The organism is Exiguobacterium sp. s7 (assembly GCF_018618195.1).
Lineage (GTDB): Bacteria > Bacillota > Bacilli > Exiguobacteriales > Exiguobacteriaceae > Exiguobacterium > Exiguobacterium mexicanum_A.
Map to the genome: position 1 here is coordinate 141,635 of NZ_JACSLO010000004.1, position 14,824 is coordinate 156,458.

At 53.8% G+C, this 14,824-nt stretch carries 16 protein-coding genes; 7 read left to right on the top strand and 9 right to left on the bottom strand.

Translation table 11 applies throughout. The features are described from left to right. Positions 1 to 225: 225 nt before the first annotated feature. A complete protein-coding gene (locus KNP79_RS07190) occupies positions 226 to 2,082 on the top strand; it encodes a heavy metal translocating P-type ATPase (RefSeq protein ID WP_371743426.1) in 1,857 nt (618 codons plus the stop codon). Between the two features lie 58 nt (positions 2,083 to 2,140). Further along, positions 2,141 to 3,097 (top strand): F510_1955 family glycosylhydrolase, encoded by a 957-nt coding sequence (locus KNP79_RS07195; RefSeq protein ID WP_215191718.1) that lies wholly within the window; start codon positions 2,141 to 2,143, stop codon positions 3,095 to 3,097. 37 nt (positions 3,098 to 3,134) lie between these two features. Here KNP79_RS07195 and KNP79_RS07200 read toward each other — a convergent pair whose 3' ends face one another. The 3 genes from KNP79_RS07200 to KNP79_RS07210 are packed head-to-tail and all read right to left on the bottom strand — an operon-like array spanning position 3,135 to position 6,706. Beyond that, on the bottom strand, positions 3,135 to 4,571 hold the full coding sequence (locus tag KNP79_RS07200) for a sensor histidine kinase (protein WP_215191720.1): 1,437 nt from the start codon (positions 4,569 to 4,571) through the stop codon (positions 3,135 to 3,137). Next, positions 4,526 to 5,203 carry a response regulator transcription factor gene (locus KNP79_RS07205; protein WP_138858806.1) on the bottom strand — a complete coding sequence of 226 codons (678 nt, stop codon included), beginning with the start codon at positions 5,201 to 5,203 and terminating at the stop codon, positions 4,526 to 4,528. Before KNP79_RS07205 ends, KNP79_RS07200 begins: the two co-directional genes overlap by 46 nt. A 54-nt stretch (positions 5,204 to 5,257) precedes the next feature. After that, complete coding sequence (locus KNP79_RS07210) at positions 5,258 to 6,706, bottom strand: UDP-N-acetylmuramoyl-L-alanyl-D-glutamate--2,6-diaminopimelate ligase (protein WP_215191722.1); 1,449 nt, start codon at positions 6,704 to 6,706, stop codon at positions 5,258 to 5,260. Positions 6,707 to 6,881: 175 nt separating this feature from the next. Between KNP79_RS07210 and KNP79_RS07215 the strand changes: the two genes are divergently transcribed. After that, entirely contained in the window at positions 6,882 to 7,385 is a 504-nt protein-coding gene (locus KNP79_RS07215; protein WP_214796739.1) for a DUF305 domain-containing protein, read from the top strand. Positions 7,386 to 7,398: 13 nt separating this feature from the next. On the opposite strand, the gene KNP79_RS07220 is transcribed toward KNP79_RS07215, so the two are convergent. From KNP79_RS07220 to KNP79_RS07235, 4 genes are all read right to left on the bottom strand, one after another. Beyond that, complete coding sequence (locus KNP79_RS07220; protein ID WP_214825277.1) at positions 7,399 to 7,602, bottom strand: hypothetical protein; 204 nt, start codon at positions 7,600 to 7,602, stop codon at positions 7,399 to 7,401. Positions 7,603 to 7,819: 217 nt separating this feature from the next. Continuing rightward, positions 7,820 to 8,005 carry a hypothetical protein gene (locus KNP79_RS07225; RefSeq protein WP_214753760.1) on the bottom strand — a complete coding sequence of 62 codons (186 nt, stop codon included), beginning with the start codon at positions 8,003 to 8,005 and terminating at the stop codon, positions 7,820 to 7,822. A gap of 129 nt (positions 8,006 to 8,134) precedes the next feature. Continuing rightward, the gene (locus KNP79_RS07230) at positions 8,135 to 9,115 is read right to left on the bottom strand and encodes an aldo/keto reductase (protein WP_215191723.1); all 981 of its coding nucleotides are present in this window, start codon (positions 9,113 to 9,115) and stop codon (positions 8,135 to 8,137) included. Between the two features lie 13 nt (positions 9,116 to 9,128). Then, on the bottom strand, positions 9,129 to 9,374 hold the full coding sequence (locus KNP79_RS07235; RefSeq protein WP_215191725.1) for a hypothetical protein: 246 nt from the start codon (positions 9,372 to 9,374) through the stop codon (positions 9,129 to 9,131). A 156-nt stretch (positions 9,375 to 9,530) separates the two neighbouring features. Here KNP79_RS07235 and KNP79_RS07240 point away from each other — a divergent pair, with 156 nt between their 5' ends. Next, complete coding sequence (locus KNP79_RS07240; RefSeq protein ID WP_371743423.1) at positions 9,531 to 10,412, top strand: AraC family transcriptional regulator; 882 nt, start codon at positions 9,531 to 9,533, stop codon at positions 10,410 to 10,412. A gap of 147 nt (positions 10,413 to 10,559) precedes the next feature. Further along, positions 10,560 to 11,396: a Cof-type HAD-IIB family hydrolase gene (locus tag KNP79_RS07245; RefSeq protein ID WP_215191726.1), complete on the top strand. Its 837-nt coding sequence runs from the start codon at positions 10,560 to 10,562 to the stop codon at positions 11,394 to 11,396. A 22-nt stretch (positions 11,397 to 11,418) separates the two neighbouring features. On the opposite strand, the gene KNP79_RS07250 is transcribed toward KNP79_RS07245, so the two are convergent. Continuing rightward, complete coding sequence (locus tag KNP79_RS07250; protein ID WP_058764740.1) at positions 11,419 to 11,853, bottom strand: Rrf2 family transcriptional regulator; 435 nt, start codon at positions 11,851 to 11,853, stop codon at positions 11,419 to 11,421. Between the two features lie 148 nt (positions 11,854 to 12,001). Here KNP79_RS07250 and KNP79_RS07255 point away from each other — a divergent pair, with 148 nt between their 5' ends. Both KNP79_RS07255 and KNP79_RS07260 read left to right on the top strand, forming a co-directional pair. Then, positions 12,002 to 12,862 carry an SDR family oxidoreductase gene (locus KNP79_RS07255; RefSeq protein WP_214824682.1) on the top strand — a complete coding sequence of 287 codons (861 nt, stop codon included), beginning with the start codon at positions 12,002 to 12,004 and terminating at the stop codon, positions 12,860 to 12,862. Between the two features lie 157 nt (positions 12,863 to 13,019). Beyond that, positions 13,020 to 13,196: a hypothetical protein gene (locus KNP79_RS07260; protein ID WP_021066193.1), complete on the top strand. Its 177-nt coding sequence runs from the start codon at positions 13,020 to 13,022 to the stop codon at positions 13,194 to 13,196. A 35-nt stretch (positions 13,197 to 13,231) separates the two neighbouring features. Here KNP79_RS07260 and KNP79_RS07265 read toward each other — a convergent pair whose 3' ends face one another. Then, positions 13,232 to 14,758: a methyl-accepting chemotaxis protein gene (locus tag KNP79_RS07265; protein ID WP_214824685.1), complete on the bottom strand. Its 1,527-nt coding sequence runs from the start codon at positions 14,756 to 14,758 to the stop codon at positions 13,232 to 13,234. Positions 14,759 to 14,824 lie beyond the last annotated feature (66 nt).

A 14,824-nucleotide genomic window follows, 5' to 3' on the forward strand; every position in this document is an offset into this window, starting at 1 on the left:
AAATTTTTGTTAAACGGGAAATTTAGTTTTTATATACTGCATAGGGGTATATGGTATACATAGGAGGTGGTCAACGTGGAACATTCACACCACGCGTCATCTCATCATGAACACGGAGAAGCGCATGACTCGCACGCCGGCGGACATGAAGGGATGATTGAAGAGTATAAGCGTCGATTTTTCGTCTCGTTAGGACTGACGATTCCAATCCTCATCTTGTCGGACATGATTCAAGAGTGGGCCGGTTTCGAACTTACGTTTACTTATGAAAAGCAGACGCTATTCGTGTTGGCGACGATCGTGTACGTCTATGGAGGGTGGCCGTTTTTGAAAGGGAGCATCGACGAATTGCGTCAACGAAACCCGGGGATGATGATGCTGATTGGACTGGCCATCAGCGTCGCGTACTTCTATAGTGTCGCTATCGTGTTCGGGTATGGGCATGGACATGACTTCTTTTGGGAGTTGGCGACGTTGATCGTGATCATGTTGCTCGGGCATTGGATTGAGATGCGCTCCATCATGGGTGCCTCGAACGCGTTGCAACAGCTCGTTCGTCTATTACCGAGTGTGGCGCACCGCATCAACGGGAGTGATATCGAAGACGTTCCCGTCTCGGCGCTAGCAGCCGGAGATTTGATTCTCGTCAAACCGGGCGAGCAGATCCCTGTCGACGGGGAACTGCTGAAAGGGCGGACGACGGTCGATGAGTCGATGTTGACCGGGGAGTCGATGCCCGTTGAGAAAGAAACGGGAGATGTCGTCATCGCCGGGTCGATCAACCAAGAAGGAAGTATGACGATTTCAACGACGAGCACGGGAGAGAGCACATACTTGTCGAAAGTCATCGATTTGGTCAAAGAAGCACAGGAGTCCAAATCAAAAACGCAAAATCTGGCCAATCGGGCCGCCAAGCTTTTGTTCTATGTCGCCGTCGGGGCGGGTGTGCTAACGTTCGTCGTTTGGCTCGCTCTCGGCTACTCGGTCAGTATGGCCGTCGAGCGGATGGTCACCGTCATGGTCATATCATGTCCGCATGCGCTCGGCCTTGCGTCCCCGCTCGTCGTGGCGGTCTCGACGTCGCTATCGGCGAAACGAGGGTTGTTGATTCGGAACCGGACCCAGTTCGAGGAGGCACGTCATCTCGATGCGATCATCTTTGATAAGACGGGCACACTGACGCAAGGTGATTTTGGGGTGACGGACATTGAAGCCGCATCCTCGTATACGAACGATGAAGTGTTGCGTCTGGCTGCCGCCGTCGAGACGGCCTCGCAACACCCGCTCGCACGAGGGATTCTTCGCGAAGCGGAAGAGCGAGGTTTGACGTTACCTGAGGTCGTCGATTTCGCCTCCATCACCGGCGTCGGTCTAGAAGGTCGCGTGAATGGGGCACACGTTCAAGTCGTCAGTCCTCGTTTTATTCGCGAGCACGAGCTATCGATCGATGAAACGGCATTTGATCAGTTATCGGCCGCCGGGAAGACCGTCGTCTTCACGATTCGCGACGGGGAATTGGTCGGCATGATCGCCTTGGCGGACATGGTTCGCGATGAGGCGAAAGAGACGGTCCGAGCGTTGAGAGAGCGCGGTGTCCGCTCGATTATGCTCACCGGGGATAACCGGAAAGTGGCGAACTGGGTCGCCTCGCAACTTCACATCAATGAAGTGTACGCAGAAGTGCTACCGGATGATAAATCACGGCAAGTCCAAACCGTCCAAGCCGATGGCAGCAAAGTGGCGATGGTCGGGGACGGCATTAACGACGCACCGGCCTTGGCCCAAGCGGATGTCGGGATCGCCATCGGGAGCGGGACCGACGTCGCCGTCGAGACGGCCGATATCGTCCTTGTCCGGAGCAACCCGAAAGACGTGCTATCGATTCTCGACTTGTCTCGCAACACGTACAACAAGATGATTCAGAATCTCTGGTGGGCCGCCGGCTACAACATCGTCGCCATCCCGCTCGCAGCGGGCGTGTTGGCACCGCTCGGCATCATCTTGTCCCCGGCCGTCGGTGCGGTGCTCATGAGCCTCAGTACGGTCATCGTCGCGCTCAATGCGCGGACGCTCAAACTTTAACAATTCTTTCATCTTTAGTCTCTATAATGAGTAGGATGCTAAAAATGGAGGGAATAGAATGAAACGAAAGCTATTCGTACCGATGTTCGTGACGACCGTATTACTTGCCTCGTGCGGTGCGGATCCGACAGAGGATCAGACCACTGCACCGGTTGTTGAGAAAGAGAAATCGACAACCGAACAGACGACAGACCGCTGGGAAGCGACAGCAGCAGGCACCGAAGTTTCCCATATTCACGGTGCCGGTTTTTGGCAAGACGGACGCCCGGTCATCGCGACGCATACGGGACTGATGGAATTCAGGGAAGACGGCTGGTACGAGTTGTCGTCGAACCGGCATGACTATATGGGCTTCGAGCTCGTCGCCGACGGCTTTTACGCGAGCGGTCACCCGGCGCAGGATTCGCCGTATAAGAATCCGCTCGGCGTCGTCCGTGGAACCGAGAAAGGCGAGACGCTCGAGATTCGTTCGCTAGAGGGCGAGGCCGATTTTCACTATATGAGCGTAGGCTATGAAACAGAAAGTATTTACGTCTATTTAGAACAAGCGACAAAAGAGCTCGCGCCAGGATTTTATCGTTCGCTCGACGGTGGTGTCTCGTTTGAGCCGATGAAGATGGACGGGATCGAAGGTCGTGGCATCGCCGGTATCACGGCCGATGCGAGCGAACCGAAACGCGTCTTCGTCTATGGCCCAGATGGCATCCTCGTTTCAGATGACGGGGGAGATACGTTCGAGCCGTTCGATGATCAAGGAAACATCGTCACGATGGCCGCGGCAAAAGGACAACTGGCGTATATCGCTAAAACAGGTACCTCGTTCGATCTTGTGGTCTCGGATTTGACCGACGAGACGGAGACGTCCATCGACTTGCCGACTATGAACGCTGACAACGTCCCGATTGAACTCGTGATGGAAGCAGAACGATTGTTGCTGGCGACGTCGGATAACAGTGTGTACGTCTTCGAAGACGAGGGATGGACGCAACTGTTAAAAGCGGGAAGTGTGAACTGAAAAAATGGTCGGCGCCTGAGTCAGGGGCCGGCCATTTTTAGTGGAGCGGAAGCGTGATGGTAAACGTCGTCCCGGATTGGTCGGAGGCGACGGTCAACGTGCCTTCATGCAGGCGAATGATTTGATGGGCGATGGCGAGTCCGAGGCCACTGCCTCCTGTCCGACGGGAACGTGATTTTTCGACCCGATACAGACGATCGAAGATGTAAGGCAGGTCATCTTGTGGGATGCCTTTCCCGTCATCTTGAATGGTGAAATGAAGCGACTCATTCGCAAGCTGCATATCAAATCGGACGTGGCGTGCCTCGCTGTGTTCAATCGCATTGTGGGCGATGGAACGGAACACTTGTAAGATTCGACTTCGGTCCAACTGAAGGATGATGTCTGTTGCGCCGCAATCGGTCTGAGTTTTGAAAGCGATCGGCGTCACCCGGAACATCGTATCGAGCACTCTGCGTAAATCTTCGCATAACTCACCTGCAGACACGGTTTCGCGATGCAACGTGAACGTGTTCTCATCCAACTGGGCGAGTTGGAACGCATTTTCGACGAGTTCCGTCAGCGCTTGGCTCTCCTCAAGAATCGTTTGAATCGACTGTTCTTTTAACGGTCCTGGTGTTTGTGGTTTTGACGCGATCTCGGCATAGCCTTGCAGATACGTGAGCGGCGTCTTGATCTCATGGGCGAGGTCGGATAAAAATTGATTGCGCTCTTTACGAAGACGAACGAGTTCGAGCGACATCGCTTCAATCGAGCGGGCAAGTTCCCCGATCTCGTCTTCTCGAGTCGTCGGAAGCGTCAACGTTTCAGGATTCGTCAGTACGTTCTCGGTGGCTCGGCGCAACAGCTGAATCGGATTTGAAATCAAACGGCTCAGCAAAACGAACGTCAAAACGGTGATGACGAGCGCGATCCCTGTGATGTAGAGAAATCGGAGTTGGAGGCGATGGCTGATCTCGTGAATGATCTCGGTCGGGAGAAACATATACACATATCCGAAGCGGGTGTCGTCTTCCATGGCGTCAATCGGGGTCCGCACCGCGAGATACGGTTCGTTCTCCCAATCATTTTCGAGCACGATCGTTTCATTCACGTCCTCTCGGCTCGCTTCATCTTGAACGAGCGTCGCGAGCGGGTCGGGAAAGCGATTGGACGTCTGCAAAATCGAATGGTCGGGAGCGGTGATGGCGACTTTCGTATCGGTCTCACTTTCCATCGTCGCGACATGACCAATCGTCTCGGCATCAAAGCTCATCGAGAGTACGTTCGCATGACTCTCGGCCCGCGACTCGAGGCGATCGATTTCTTCGACGACGCGCTCACCGAGCAACGTGTGGTAAAGCAGTAAGAACAAGACACCTTCAATCAGCAATGTCGTCAACAAAAAAATCAGGCTGATTCGGAACGGGAGGCTGTTGCGTCGGAACGTCATGAGTCCGACCGCTCCTCGGTCCAGCGATAGCCGCGTCCCCACACCGTCTTCAAATAATCGTCAATCGGGAAGCCGGCCTCGCCGAGTTTGTCGCGAATCATACGGATATGGGCGTCGACCGTGCGCGGGTCCGATTCGGACGAATAAGGCCATACCAAGTCATATAAATCCATCCGGTTGTACAACCGGTTCGGATGTTGCAGAAACAACTTTAAGATGGCCGTCGCTTTCGGCGTCATGACGACTTCTTGTTCTTGATACAGGATGCGTCCGCTCGCTTCTTCATAGCGCAATTGTCCATAATTCACATTCGTGACGCGGCTCCGTCGTAACACTGCGCGAATCCGGGCCAACAACACGTTGCCTTCGAACGGTTTCGTGACATAGTCGTCAGCCCCGGCGTCCAATCCGCGGATCGTCGTCTCGCTATCCGAGCGGGCCGTCAATAAGACGACAGGTAGTTCGGCGTCGAGTGCTTTGATTTGGCGACACAACGTGATCCCGTCGACACCGGGCATCATGATATCCAACATGACCAAGTCCGGACGTTCAGATAGCAGCTCCATGGCTTCTCGTCCGTCCGCGGCCTCGATGCAAGTGTAGCCGTCCCCTTCGAGGAATAAGCGAAGGAGCCGTCTCATTTTTACTTCGTCATCGACAATCAAGATGTTCATCTGTTGTCCTCCTTTTGTTTTCGTCCATCGTTCCTACCAATTTCGAGAGTCGTGCTACGTTCTCCTTGTAAAGAACTGTCGGACAAGCTCCGATTCGTCGAACGGCACGAGGAGGTCTTCGATGCGCTCGACGTGGTCATGTCCTTTCCCGAACAGGACCCCACAGTCATAGTCTACCATCCGCTCACAGAAGAAACGGATGGCTTCTTCGCGCTTGTCGAAATGGGCAAGTTCGGCAGACTGTCCATCCGCTAAATCGTCGAGGATTTGCTGGGGATTTTCATGGCGCGGGTCATGGACGGTCAAGATGAAGTCGGCGCCTGAAACAGCGACCACGTCGGTCATCATCCGACGTTTCATCCGGTCTCGCTCACCGGCGGCGCTGAGTAACACGAGCACACGAGAATGACGGGCCGTTAGCGATGTCACGACTTTTTCAATGGCATCCGGAGTATGTCCGTAGTCGATATAGACGGGTGTCGTGATGCCCGACACTTTCTCGAGTCGCCCGCTCGGCAAGGTTAAGTTCGAGAGGTGAGGGACAATCTCTTTTAAAGAGACACCCGTTTGAAGGACGATACTGATCGCACATAACGTGTTGTCGAGGTTATAGTCTTCTAGGAACGGGGGCGCAGACAACGCCGTCTCTCCGTCCATACGAACGATAAAACGGTCAGCTTCCGTCTGACCGGTTAAATCGGCTACAGACGAATGACGGCTGAACCTGAACCACCTCGCGTGAGGTGGTGCGACGGACCGCATGAGCTCATGATACGGGTCGTCACCATTGACGATGCCGCAACCCACATCCGATAATTGCGCGAACAATTGGGCTTTCGTGTACGCATACGTCTCCATCGTGCCGTGGTAATCCAAATGGTCGTGCGACAGATTGAGAAACGAGGTCGTCTCGAATGACAAGTTCGCGATACGTCTCTCCGCGATGGATTGGGAAGATACCTCGATCAGACAATCCGTCACGCCGGCCTCGATCATGGTGTGGAGGTGGCGGTGGATGGTTAGCGAATCGGGTGTCGTGTTCGGTGTCTCGAACGTCTGACCGGAATAGGTGATACCGAGTGTGCCGATCAAGCCGGCGGATATGCCGAGTTGGTCGAACAGTTGATGTGCCAGGGCGGTCGTCGTCGTTTTTCCGTTCGTCCCGGTGACGCCATGAAGACGGAGTCGCGTCGATGGATGGTCATAGAACGCACTGGCGAGTTCAGCTAATGCATGTTTCGTATCTTTACAGTAGATGACAGGCACCCGGGCCTCGATCGGACGTTCGGCGATGATGGCCACGGCCCCGTTGTGGATTGCCTCGTTCACGTAGTCATGGCCGTCACGTCGATACCCTGATATACAGACGAATAAAAAATTTTGTTTAATTTCTTTGGAGGAGAAGGAAATGCCTTCAATCATCGTTTCGGCAGGATTGTCTAAATACGTCCATGTCACAAGCTGTTTCAGCTCTGTCAACAGGTCTTGCAGGTTTTTTAACACGTCTTGATGTCTCCTTTGTCGGCAAAGTCCATTTTGACAGTATAGCCCCTGTTTGTGAAAAAGAAGTGAAATGGTAGGAACGCTCGCTCGACTAGATGAATCATGGGGTTTTAACGAAAAAAGAATAGGCAAAGGAATACGTAGAAGCAAATAAATAGAAAGGCAGGAGAGAACAATGAAACCTTATGCGAAATTCGGAGTGATGATTCTTGTGTCGACGTTCCTCATGTACTGGCTCATGTATTTGAACGTGTTCCAACTCGACCACATCTTCTTCAGTCAGACGCGTCTGTACATGGCGCTCATCATGGGCTCGGTCATGGCGTTCGTCATGTTGCTGTTCATGTGGGGCATGTACAAGAACAAGAAGCTGAACGCCATCATCTTGGGCGTGAGCGCGCTCGTCTTCGGCTTGTCGTTATGGCTCGTCCGGAGCCAGACGACGGTCGATGACGTCAGTTGGATGCGAGCGATGATCCCGCACCACTCCATCGCCATTTTGACGAGCGAACGGGCGGAAATCGAAGACCCGCGCGTGAAACAGTTGTCAGAAGAGATCATCAAAGCGCAAGAACGAGAAATCGCCGAGATGAAGCGATTGATCGAAGAGCTAGAACAAGAAGAAGAGGAAGCGAAGGCGGCTGAAGAAGCCGAAGCGCAAACAACAGCGGCCGAGTGATCGGCCGCTTTTGTCATGTGTCGGTAGGGAGTTGTGTCTCAATCAAGTCGACGGCAATCGTCAACGCCTGAATGCGACGTTTGGCGAGCGTCAGTTGCGCCTTGTAACGGGCGGGTTCGTCTTTCGCTTCGAGCGTTTTCACCGTCTCGTTCAGTTTGTGGAGGATTGAATCGATTTGTCGTTTCGCTTCGGTTAATTCAAGTGTGGAATATTGCATGAGTCCTCCTAAAGCGTTTTCCTCCAGTATACATAAGAAAAAAACCGAGGCGAGCGCCTCGGTTTAGTTTGTTGGCTAGACGTCCGGTTCATCTACATTCGAGATATGATTCACTTGAGAGGCTAGCACGTCTCCTTAGCGATTCGCTCAAGGTGGTCTCGTCTGTACAGAAATTAGTGCTCTTGAAAACGGATTGCTTTGTTCCAGTCCCGATTCCTCACTTTTTAGGCTTTTGGAATTGATTCAGAACGCCTTTGACTTTGTCCGCTAAAGAGTCGGAATGGCCGTCGTTGCGTTGATGAGTCGATTTGTCATCATTCATTTTCCCAGTTATTTCTTTCGCCTTGGCTGCAACTTGGTCAATGATGTGGTCATACTTACCGTTTTGTTTGTGATCAGACATAAGTCTAATTCCTCCTCGTATCAGGTCTTTAGTAAAGTGTTAACCAATTTTGAAGAAGAATAAACTTTTAAGGTCGAAAGAACTTATTTTCGCATATTGTTAGCTCGGAAAAAATCAAAGTGATATTGATCATAACGCACCGACGACCGCATGCGGCACGTACGGTTCTTCGAGTGAAGCAATCTCGTCCGCCGTTAGCGTGACGGTCAATGCACGGGCGGCTTCGTCCAAATGATGTGCCTTCGTGGCGCCAATGATTGGAGACGTGACCGTGTCTTTTTGAAGGAGCCAGGCGAGGGCGACTTGGGTACGAGTGATCCCCCGCGTCTCAGCGATGGCGGCGACCCGCTCGATGATGAGCCGGTCGGCGTCCATCGTCGCGTCATACTTCGAACGTTGAATCACGTCCGTCTCGGAGCGGTGGGTCACGGTCGATAGGTCGCGGGTCAGACGTCCTGAGGCGAGCGGACTGTACGGTGTGACCCCAATTTTCTCTTCCCGACAAAGCGGCAACATTTCACGTTCTTCTTCCCGATAAATCAAGTTCAAGTGATTTTGCATCGACACGAACCGGGTCCAGTTGTTCCGTTCCGCCACGTGGAGCGCTTTTTGGAACTGCCAGGCGTACATCGCCGATGCACCGATATAGCGGGCCTTCCCGGATTTGACGACGTCATGGAGCGCCTCCATCGTCTCTTCGATCGGTGTGTCATAGTCCCAACGGTGGATGATATACAGATCGACGTAATCGGCGCCGAGCCGTTTCAAGCTATGGTCGATTTCCGACAGAATCGCCTTCCTCGACAAGCCGCCGCCGTTCGGACCGTCGTGCATTCGACCGTGAACTTTTGTTGCGAGTACGATCTCGTCCCGGTTCGCATAATCCCGAAGCGCACGTCCGACGTATTCCTCGCTCGTGCCTTTCGAGTAGATGTTTGCCGTGTCAAAGAAGTTGATACCGAGGTCGAGTGCTTGTTTGATGATCGGACGGGTCGCCGCCTCATCGAGTACCCAGTCATGAATCCATCGGTTCGCGTCGCCAAAGCCCATACAGCCGAGACAGAGCCTTGAGACATCGAGTCCCGTATTGCCAAGTTTTACGTATTCCATGAAAATGCCTCCTTCAAAGTTGATACGTGGAGAGGAACCGTTCGAACTCATCCACGGTGCTGTCATCGTTGACGGTCAATCGTAATTCGGTATGGGTGCCGATCGGAAGCGCCAGCGCCTCGACAAGTGCCTCCGGCGTCGGGTCGAGTCGGAATGAATCGAGCCGAATCGCCACGTTATGGGCAAGTGCGAAATGCGCACAACGGGTGAGCAATGTCGCGAAGCCGCGTTCGACCGCCACGTGATACGTCTTTTCCATGTCGATTCCCCTCCTTTGCCATCAGTATGACGCGGGAAGCAGGGCGAGCGTTAGCGCGTTCATGTCGTGTTTTTGCCTAATCCTCTCAACAGGTTGGACAGGGCTCGTCCAAGAAAACAATCTACCGTATACTGAAGGGGAGAATCCAGAGGGAGGGTGAACGACATCGAGACACGACTGCAACTGATTGACGTCATCACACGACACATACCGGGGGACGGGGTGCATCCGACGATCGTCCCGGCGATGACGTTCATTCATGAATCGATGGTGACCGAACCGATCACACGCGTCAATGAACCGTCATTTTGCCTAATCCTGCAGGGGGGGAAAGAGATGTTGTTCGGTGACGAACGGCTCGTCTACGAGGGCGGACATTACCTCGTTGTCTCGGTCGACTTGCCTGTGACGGGACAAGTGACGAAAGCGAGCGCAGACGTCCCATACGTGGCGTTGAAACTCGAGTTGACGATTGACGACTTGATCGATGCCGTCGGGCACGTCGAGCTGACTGAGCCGCGTGAACCGAAACGAGGCATGTATATCGCCGATGCCGACGAGGCGTTGTTCGATGTCGCGCTCCGTCTCGCCCGTCTCGTCGATACACCGGATCATGTGGCACTCGCGCCGCTTTATAAGCGCGAACTCCTGTATTGGGTGGCGCAAGGGTCGAACGGGGAGATGCTGCGGCAGTTGGCGTTCGAGGGGAGTCAGGCGTTCCGGATCAAACGCGTCATCGACCACATCATCGCGAACTTCAACGAGACGATTCGGAGTGAAGAGTTGGCCCGCGTCGCCAATATGAGCGTCTCGACGCTCCACCGTCATTTCAAGGAAGTGACGGCGATGAGCCCGCTCCAATTCCAAAAACAGTTACGGCTCCAAGAGGCGAGACGGCTGTTGCTCATGCAGGCGACGGACGTGGGCGAGGCGGCGTTCCAAGTCGGCTACGAGAGTCAATCGCAGTTCAGCCGCGAGTATGCCCGGTTGTTCGGGCTGTCGCCACGGGCCGACGTGCGGCAACAACGACAGCTTTGACAAACGAAATGCGCGAGCGGTATGCTTGAGGGGAAAACGACATACATTAGGATTGTTACTGGATTGCCAGGCAAAACCTAAACTGGGCGCACGTGTTGCGTCTGGTTTAGGTTTTTCTTGTGTTCAGGACAAAAAAAGGAGGATATTATGCGACACATCATCTTTCTAGACGTCGACGGCACGCTCGTCGATGACCACGGCAACATCCCGGAATCGGCAAAGGAGGCCGTCCGACAGGCGCGACAGAACGGCCATCTCGTCTTCTTGTCGACCGGGCGCTCGAAGGCGGAGCTGTTTTCGGACATTCTCGACGTCGGCTTTGACGGCATCATCGGGGCAGCCGGGGGCTACATCGAACTCGAGGAAGAAGTGTTGTACCATCAACAAGTCTCCGTCGATGATTTGAGCCACCTCATCTCCTTCTTTACGGAACACGGCATCGATTTCTATCTTGAGTCGAACGACGGCCTGTTCGCCGGCGGCAACGCTAAGGCACGGGTGGCGACGATGATTGACGAGTTGATGGCGAACAATCCGGAGGCGAGTGCGACGATCGAGCGCGGCTTGAAGCCGTTCCATGACGCGATGATGGAAGGGGTCGACCTCGTCCGTCCCGACGTGAACAAAATCTCGTTCCTCGGCTCATCCGTCCCGCTCGACGTCATCCAACAAGAGTTCGCATCCCGCTTCACCGTCATCCCGAGCACGGTCGCTGTATTCGGGGCTAACAGCGGGGAGCTCTCCATCCCGGGCGTCAACAAAGCGACGGCGATTGCGACGTTGCTCGAACATCTAGGTCTCGAGCGAGCGCAGACGTTCGCCTACGGGGACGGGTTGAACGACATCGAGATGCTCGAATACGTCGAGGTCGGTGTCGCCATGGGCAATGCCAAACCCGAGGTCAAGCGTGTCGCCGACGATGTGACGGACGCCTGTGACCAAGACGGGCTTGCGAATAGCTTCAAAAAGTATCGACTCATCTGAAAAAAAGCCAAGCAACCTCTCTTCAGGTTGCTTGGCTTTTCGTCGCGACATCGTTCACGACATCGGCGAGGGTCACATGCTTCAATACCGATTCCATCGCCGATTGGGCATGGATGAAAATCGGCTCGATCGTCGCTTGGATATGTTGGCCGACAGGACACGCCGGGTTCGGGTTGTCATGGATACTGAACAGCTCGTTCTCCTCGACGACACTGACAGCGCGATAGACGTCATAGAGCGAAATCTCGGTCAAGTCTTTCGTCAGTTTGGCTCCGGCGACGCCAGGCTTCACTTCAATCAAGTCGGCCTTCTTCAACATCGCCATGATTTTTCGGATCAAAGCCGGGTTCGTGTTGACACTGCCGGCCAAAAAGTCAGACGAGGTGACGCCGTCCTGATTGACCTCGATCAACGTCAAGATATGAATGCCGACCGCGAAACGGCTACTGATGGACATAGGCTACCACCTTTCTGCACAAGTCATGTAAGTGAATTGGTTACATCTTCAGTATAACAGGGAACAAACAATTGACAAACGAAGATGCTGTAACTATGATGATTACATGTAACCGATTTAATTACAGGTTAAAAGGAGGAAATGATTTATGAAATACTTAGTCACAGGTGCAACCGGGAAACTCGGTTCGAAAATTGTCGATGTGTTACTCAAGTCGGTACCCGCAAGTGAACTCGCGGTCAGCGTCCGCAATCCGGAGAAAGCGGAAGCACTGAAAGCGAAAGGTGTCGATGTGCGACACGGCGACTTCGACAAGCCTGATACGCTCGATGAAGCGTTCAAAGGTGTCGAACGATTGCTCATCATCTCGGCGGACGGGGACAACGACACGCGCATCCGTCAACATGCGAACGCTGTCGAGGCGGCCGAACGCGCAGGCGTATCGTTCATCGCCTATACGAGTCTCGCCGACGCGACAGACAGCCAAAACTTGATGGCCCCGCCACATGTCGAGACGGAAGGCGCAATCGAGCGGACGGGAATCCCTCACGCGTTCTTGCGCAACAACTGGTACTTAGAAAACGAACTTGGTAGCATTCAAGGAGTGCTTGCCGGCGCACCTTGGGTGACGGCAGCCCGTGACGGGAAGGTCGGTTGGGCGCTACAAGAAGATTACGCTGAAGCGATTGCGAACGTCCTGATGGCGGACGATTTCGAACAAGACATCTTCGAATTGTCAGGTCCGCTCTATACGCAAGCCGAACTCGTCGAGGCGCTCAGTGAAGTGCTCGGGCGTGAAGTGACCCTTCAAGAAGTGAGTACTGACGCTTATGCTGGCGTCATGCGCGGCGCCGGGGTGCCGGAAGGAGCGATTCCGATCGTCGTCGGCATTCAAGACAGCATCCGCAACGGCTCGCTCGAGGTCGAGTCGAATGATTTCGAGTTGGTGCTCGGTCGTCCGGTGACACCGCTCAAAGAGGCGCTTCAAAAGCTCGTATCAACGTTATAAACGATAATAGTGACGTCACGTTTTCGATGATTGAGAACGTGACGTTTTTTGATGAATATTAGTGATTTGTCTTCACATATTTGTGAACACGTCATCCCCATCCGTTATACTAACAATAAATGGATAATCATAGATGTACATAGGAAGGATCGATTACATGAAAAACATGATGTTCTTAATCGGCGTCGTCTTAGGATTAGGATTATTGTTCGGGCTGAGATATGAATTCAATGTCATCGGGGATACGGGCTTTAGAATCGCGGCCATCCTCATGCTCATATCGGTACTCATCATTCGGTCGACTGCAAAAATTTCATTCTTCAGCCATTCATAAAAACAGACCGCGAATCCACATTCGCGGTCTGTTTTTTAGTTCGCTCGGGCTTCGAGCTGACCGGTCACGTCTTCTAACGTGCTCGCGGTCGAGGCGAGGCGGTCCGACATGTGGCTCAACTCTTTTTGGATGGCGACTTGTTCTTCGGTCGCGGCGGCGACGTGCTGAATTTGTTGCTGCAGTTCGCTCGCCGCTCGTTTCGTCGTCGCAAGGCGCGCCTCGAGCGTCTCCATCTGAGACGTCACGCGTTGACGTGTCTCTTGAATCGAACTGATTTGACCGTCGATTTCAGAGACGTCTTCGGTCAGGCGATGGAACACGGCCGTCACATCGGCCGAGACGGTTTGACAGTTCTCGGTCGCGCGTTTGAATAACTGTGCCGAATCGCGGACGACGATCGTATCGTCCATCAGTCCACCGAGAACGCGGGTCATCTCGGCTGCATAATCTCGGGACTGGACGGCGAGCTTGCCGACCTCAGAAGCGACGACGGCGAAACCACGACCGGCATCACCCGCCCGTGCGGCTTCAATCGAGGCGTTCAAAGCCAGCATGTTCGTCTGGTCGCTGATTGTCTCGACGTGCTGCAGGATGGCTTGAATTTCGGTCGATCGGTTCGACATCGTCGTGACCACGCGTTCGAGTCGTTCCGATTCGCTAATGATTTCTTCGACTTTCGCCTCCATCCGTCGCATGTCGCCGTCCCCGGCGATGGCGTCGGCCGCAATCCGTGACGAAGCGGCAGCTGTTTGGGCCATCCGTTCTTGGATGAGCGCCGTGAGGGAGCGAATCGATTGAATCTCCTCGGCCCCGTGGTTCATCGACGTCTCTTGCTCGGTCGCGTGGGCGACGATCGGATCGACGGTGACGGCGATTTGTTCCCCGGACTGGAGCGACTGGTTGGCTGCCGTCTCGAGTTCGGTCGCATGTGTCTTCAATGTCATGACGAGTTGACTGGCGTCGGTGACGGCCTGCTGTAACAGACGGCGCGTCTCATCTTCCTGTACTTTGACACGCGACGACTCGAGGTTACGGAAGTGGATTTGCGCGATGAGCACGGCGCTCAGTAGGATGAGATAGATCGCATGGACGAGCAACAGGCTGAACGGATAATCCGCTGTTCCACAAATGATTTCAGGAACCAAGAAATATCCAGCGAGATGTTGCACGGCGAAGATGACCGTACTGTAGACGATCAAATCGATGCGGCGCATGAACGACAAAATCGCCAAGACGACGAAAATCGAGAAATGATATTCGACGAGCCCTTGCCCACCGGCGACGGTCGAGATGCTCGCGAACGTGAGCGTCAGCATCATCAAGTACGGGAAAAGATGTGGTTTTACGCGCTGGCTGACGACCATGGCGATCAATAGTACGATTGGGACTGCAAACAGGACCCATGTCGCGATGGGATATGCGTAGCCGACGGCACCGTTTCGGAGCACGGTGTACGTATAGGCAAAATCCGTGAAGCGGTGGAGCAGATGGACGATGACAGACGTCAAGACGATGACGAACGTGGTGACGAGCATCAATTGATTGCGTTTTTCAGAACTCATGCAGATTCCTCCTGATAATAGGTCGATATAGCTACTAGAGTATCGTCCGATTGGCACGAATGTTTA

Coding starts and splice junctions, on each gene's coding strand:
- KNP79_RS07190 (WP_371743426.1), top strand. CDS start 226: ATGATTCAAGAGTGGGCCGGTTTCGAACTTACGTTTACTTATGAAAAG.
- KNP79_RS07220 (WP_214825277.1), bottom strand. CDS start 7,602: ATGCAATATTCCACACTTGAATTAACCGAAGCGAAACGACAAATCGAT.
- KNP79_RS07250 (WP_058764740.1), bottom strand. CDS start 11,853: ATGTCCATCAGTAGCCGTTTCGCGGTCGGCATTCATATCTTGACGTTG.
- KNP79_RS07235 (WP_215191725.1), bottom strand. CDS start 9,374: ATGGAAAAGACGTATCACGTGGCGGTCGAACGCGGCTTCGCGACATTG.
- KNP79_RS07230 (WP_215191723.1), bottom strand. CDS start 9,115: ATGGAATACGTAAAACTTGGCAATACGGGACTCGATGTCTCAAGGCTC.
- KNP79_RS07260 (WP_021066193.1), top strand. CDS start 13,020: ATGAAAAACATGATGTTCTTAATCGGCGTCGTCTTAGGATTAGGATTA.
- KNP79_RS07215 (WP_214796739.1), top strand. CDS start 6,882: ATGAAACCTTATGCGAAATTCGGAGTGATGATTCTTGTGTCGACGTTC.
- KNP79_RS07245 (WP_215191726.1), top strand. CDS start 10,560: ATGCGACACATCATCTTTCTAGACGTCGACGGCACGCTCGTCGATGAC.
- KNP79_RS07205 (WP_138858806.1), bottom strand. CDS start 5,203: ATGAACATCTTGATTGTCGATGACGAAGTAAAAATGAGACGGCTCCTT.
- KNP79_RS07255 (WP_214824682.1), top strand. CDS start 12,002: ATGAAATACTTAGTCACAGGTGCAACCGGGAAACTCGGTTCGAAAATT.
- KNP79_RS07195 (WP_215191718.1), top strand. CDS start 2,141: ATGAAACGAAAGCTATTCGTACCGATGTTCGTGACGACCGTATTACTT.
- KNP79_RS07265 (WP_214824685.1), bottom strand. CDS start 14,758: ATGAGTTCTGAAAAACGCAATCAATTGATGCTCGTCACCACGTTCGTC.
- KNP79_RS07225 (WP_214753760.1), bottom strand. CDS start 8,005: ATGTCTGATCACAAACAAAACGGTAAGTATGACCACATCATTGACCAA.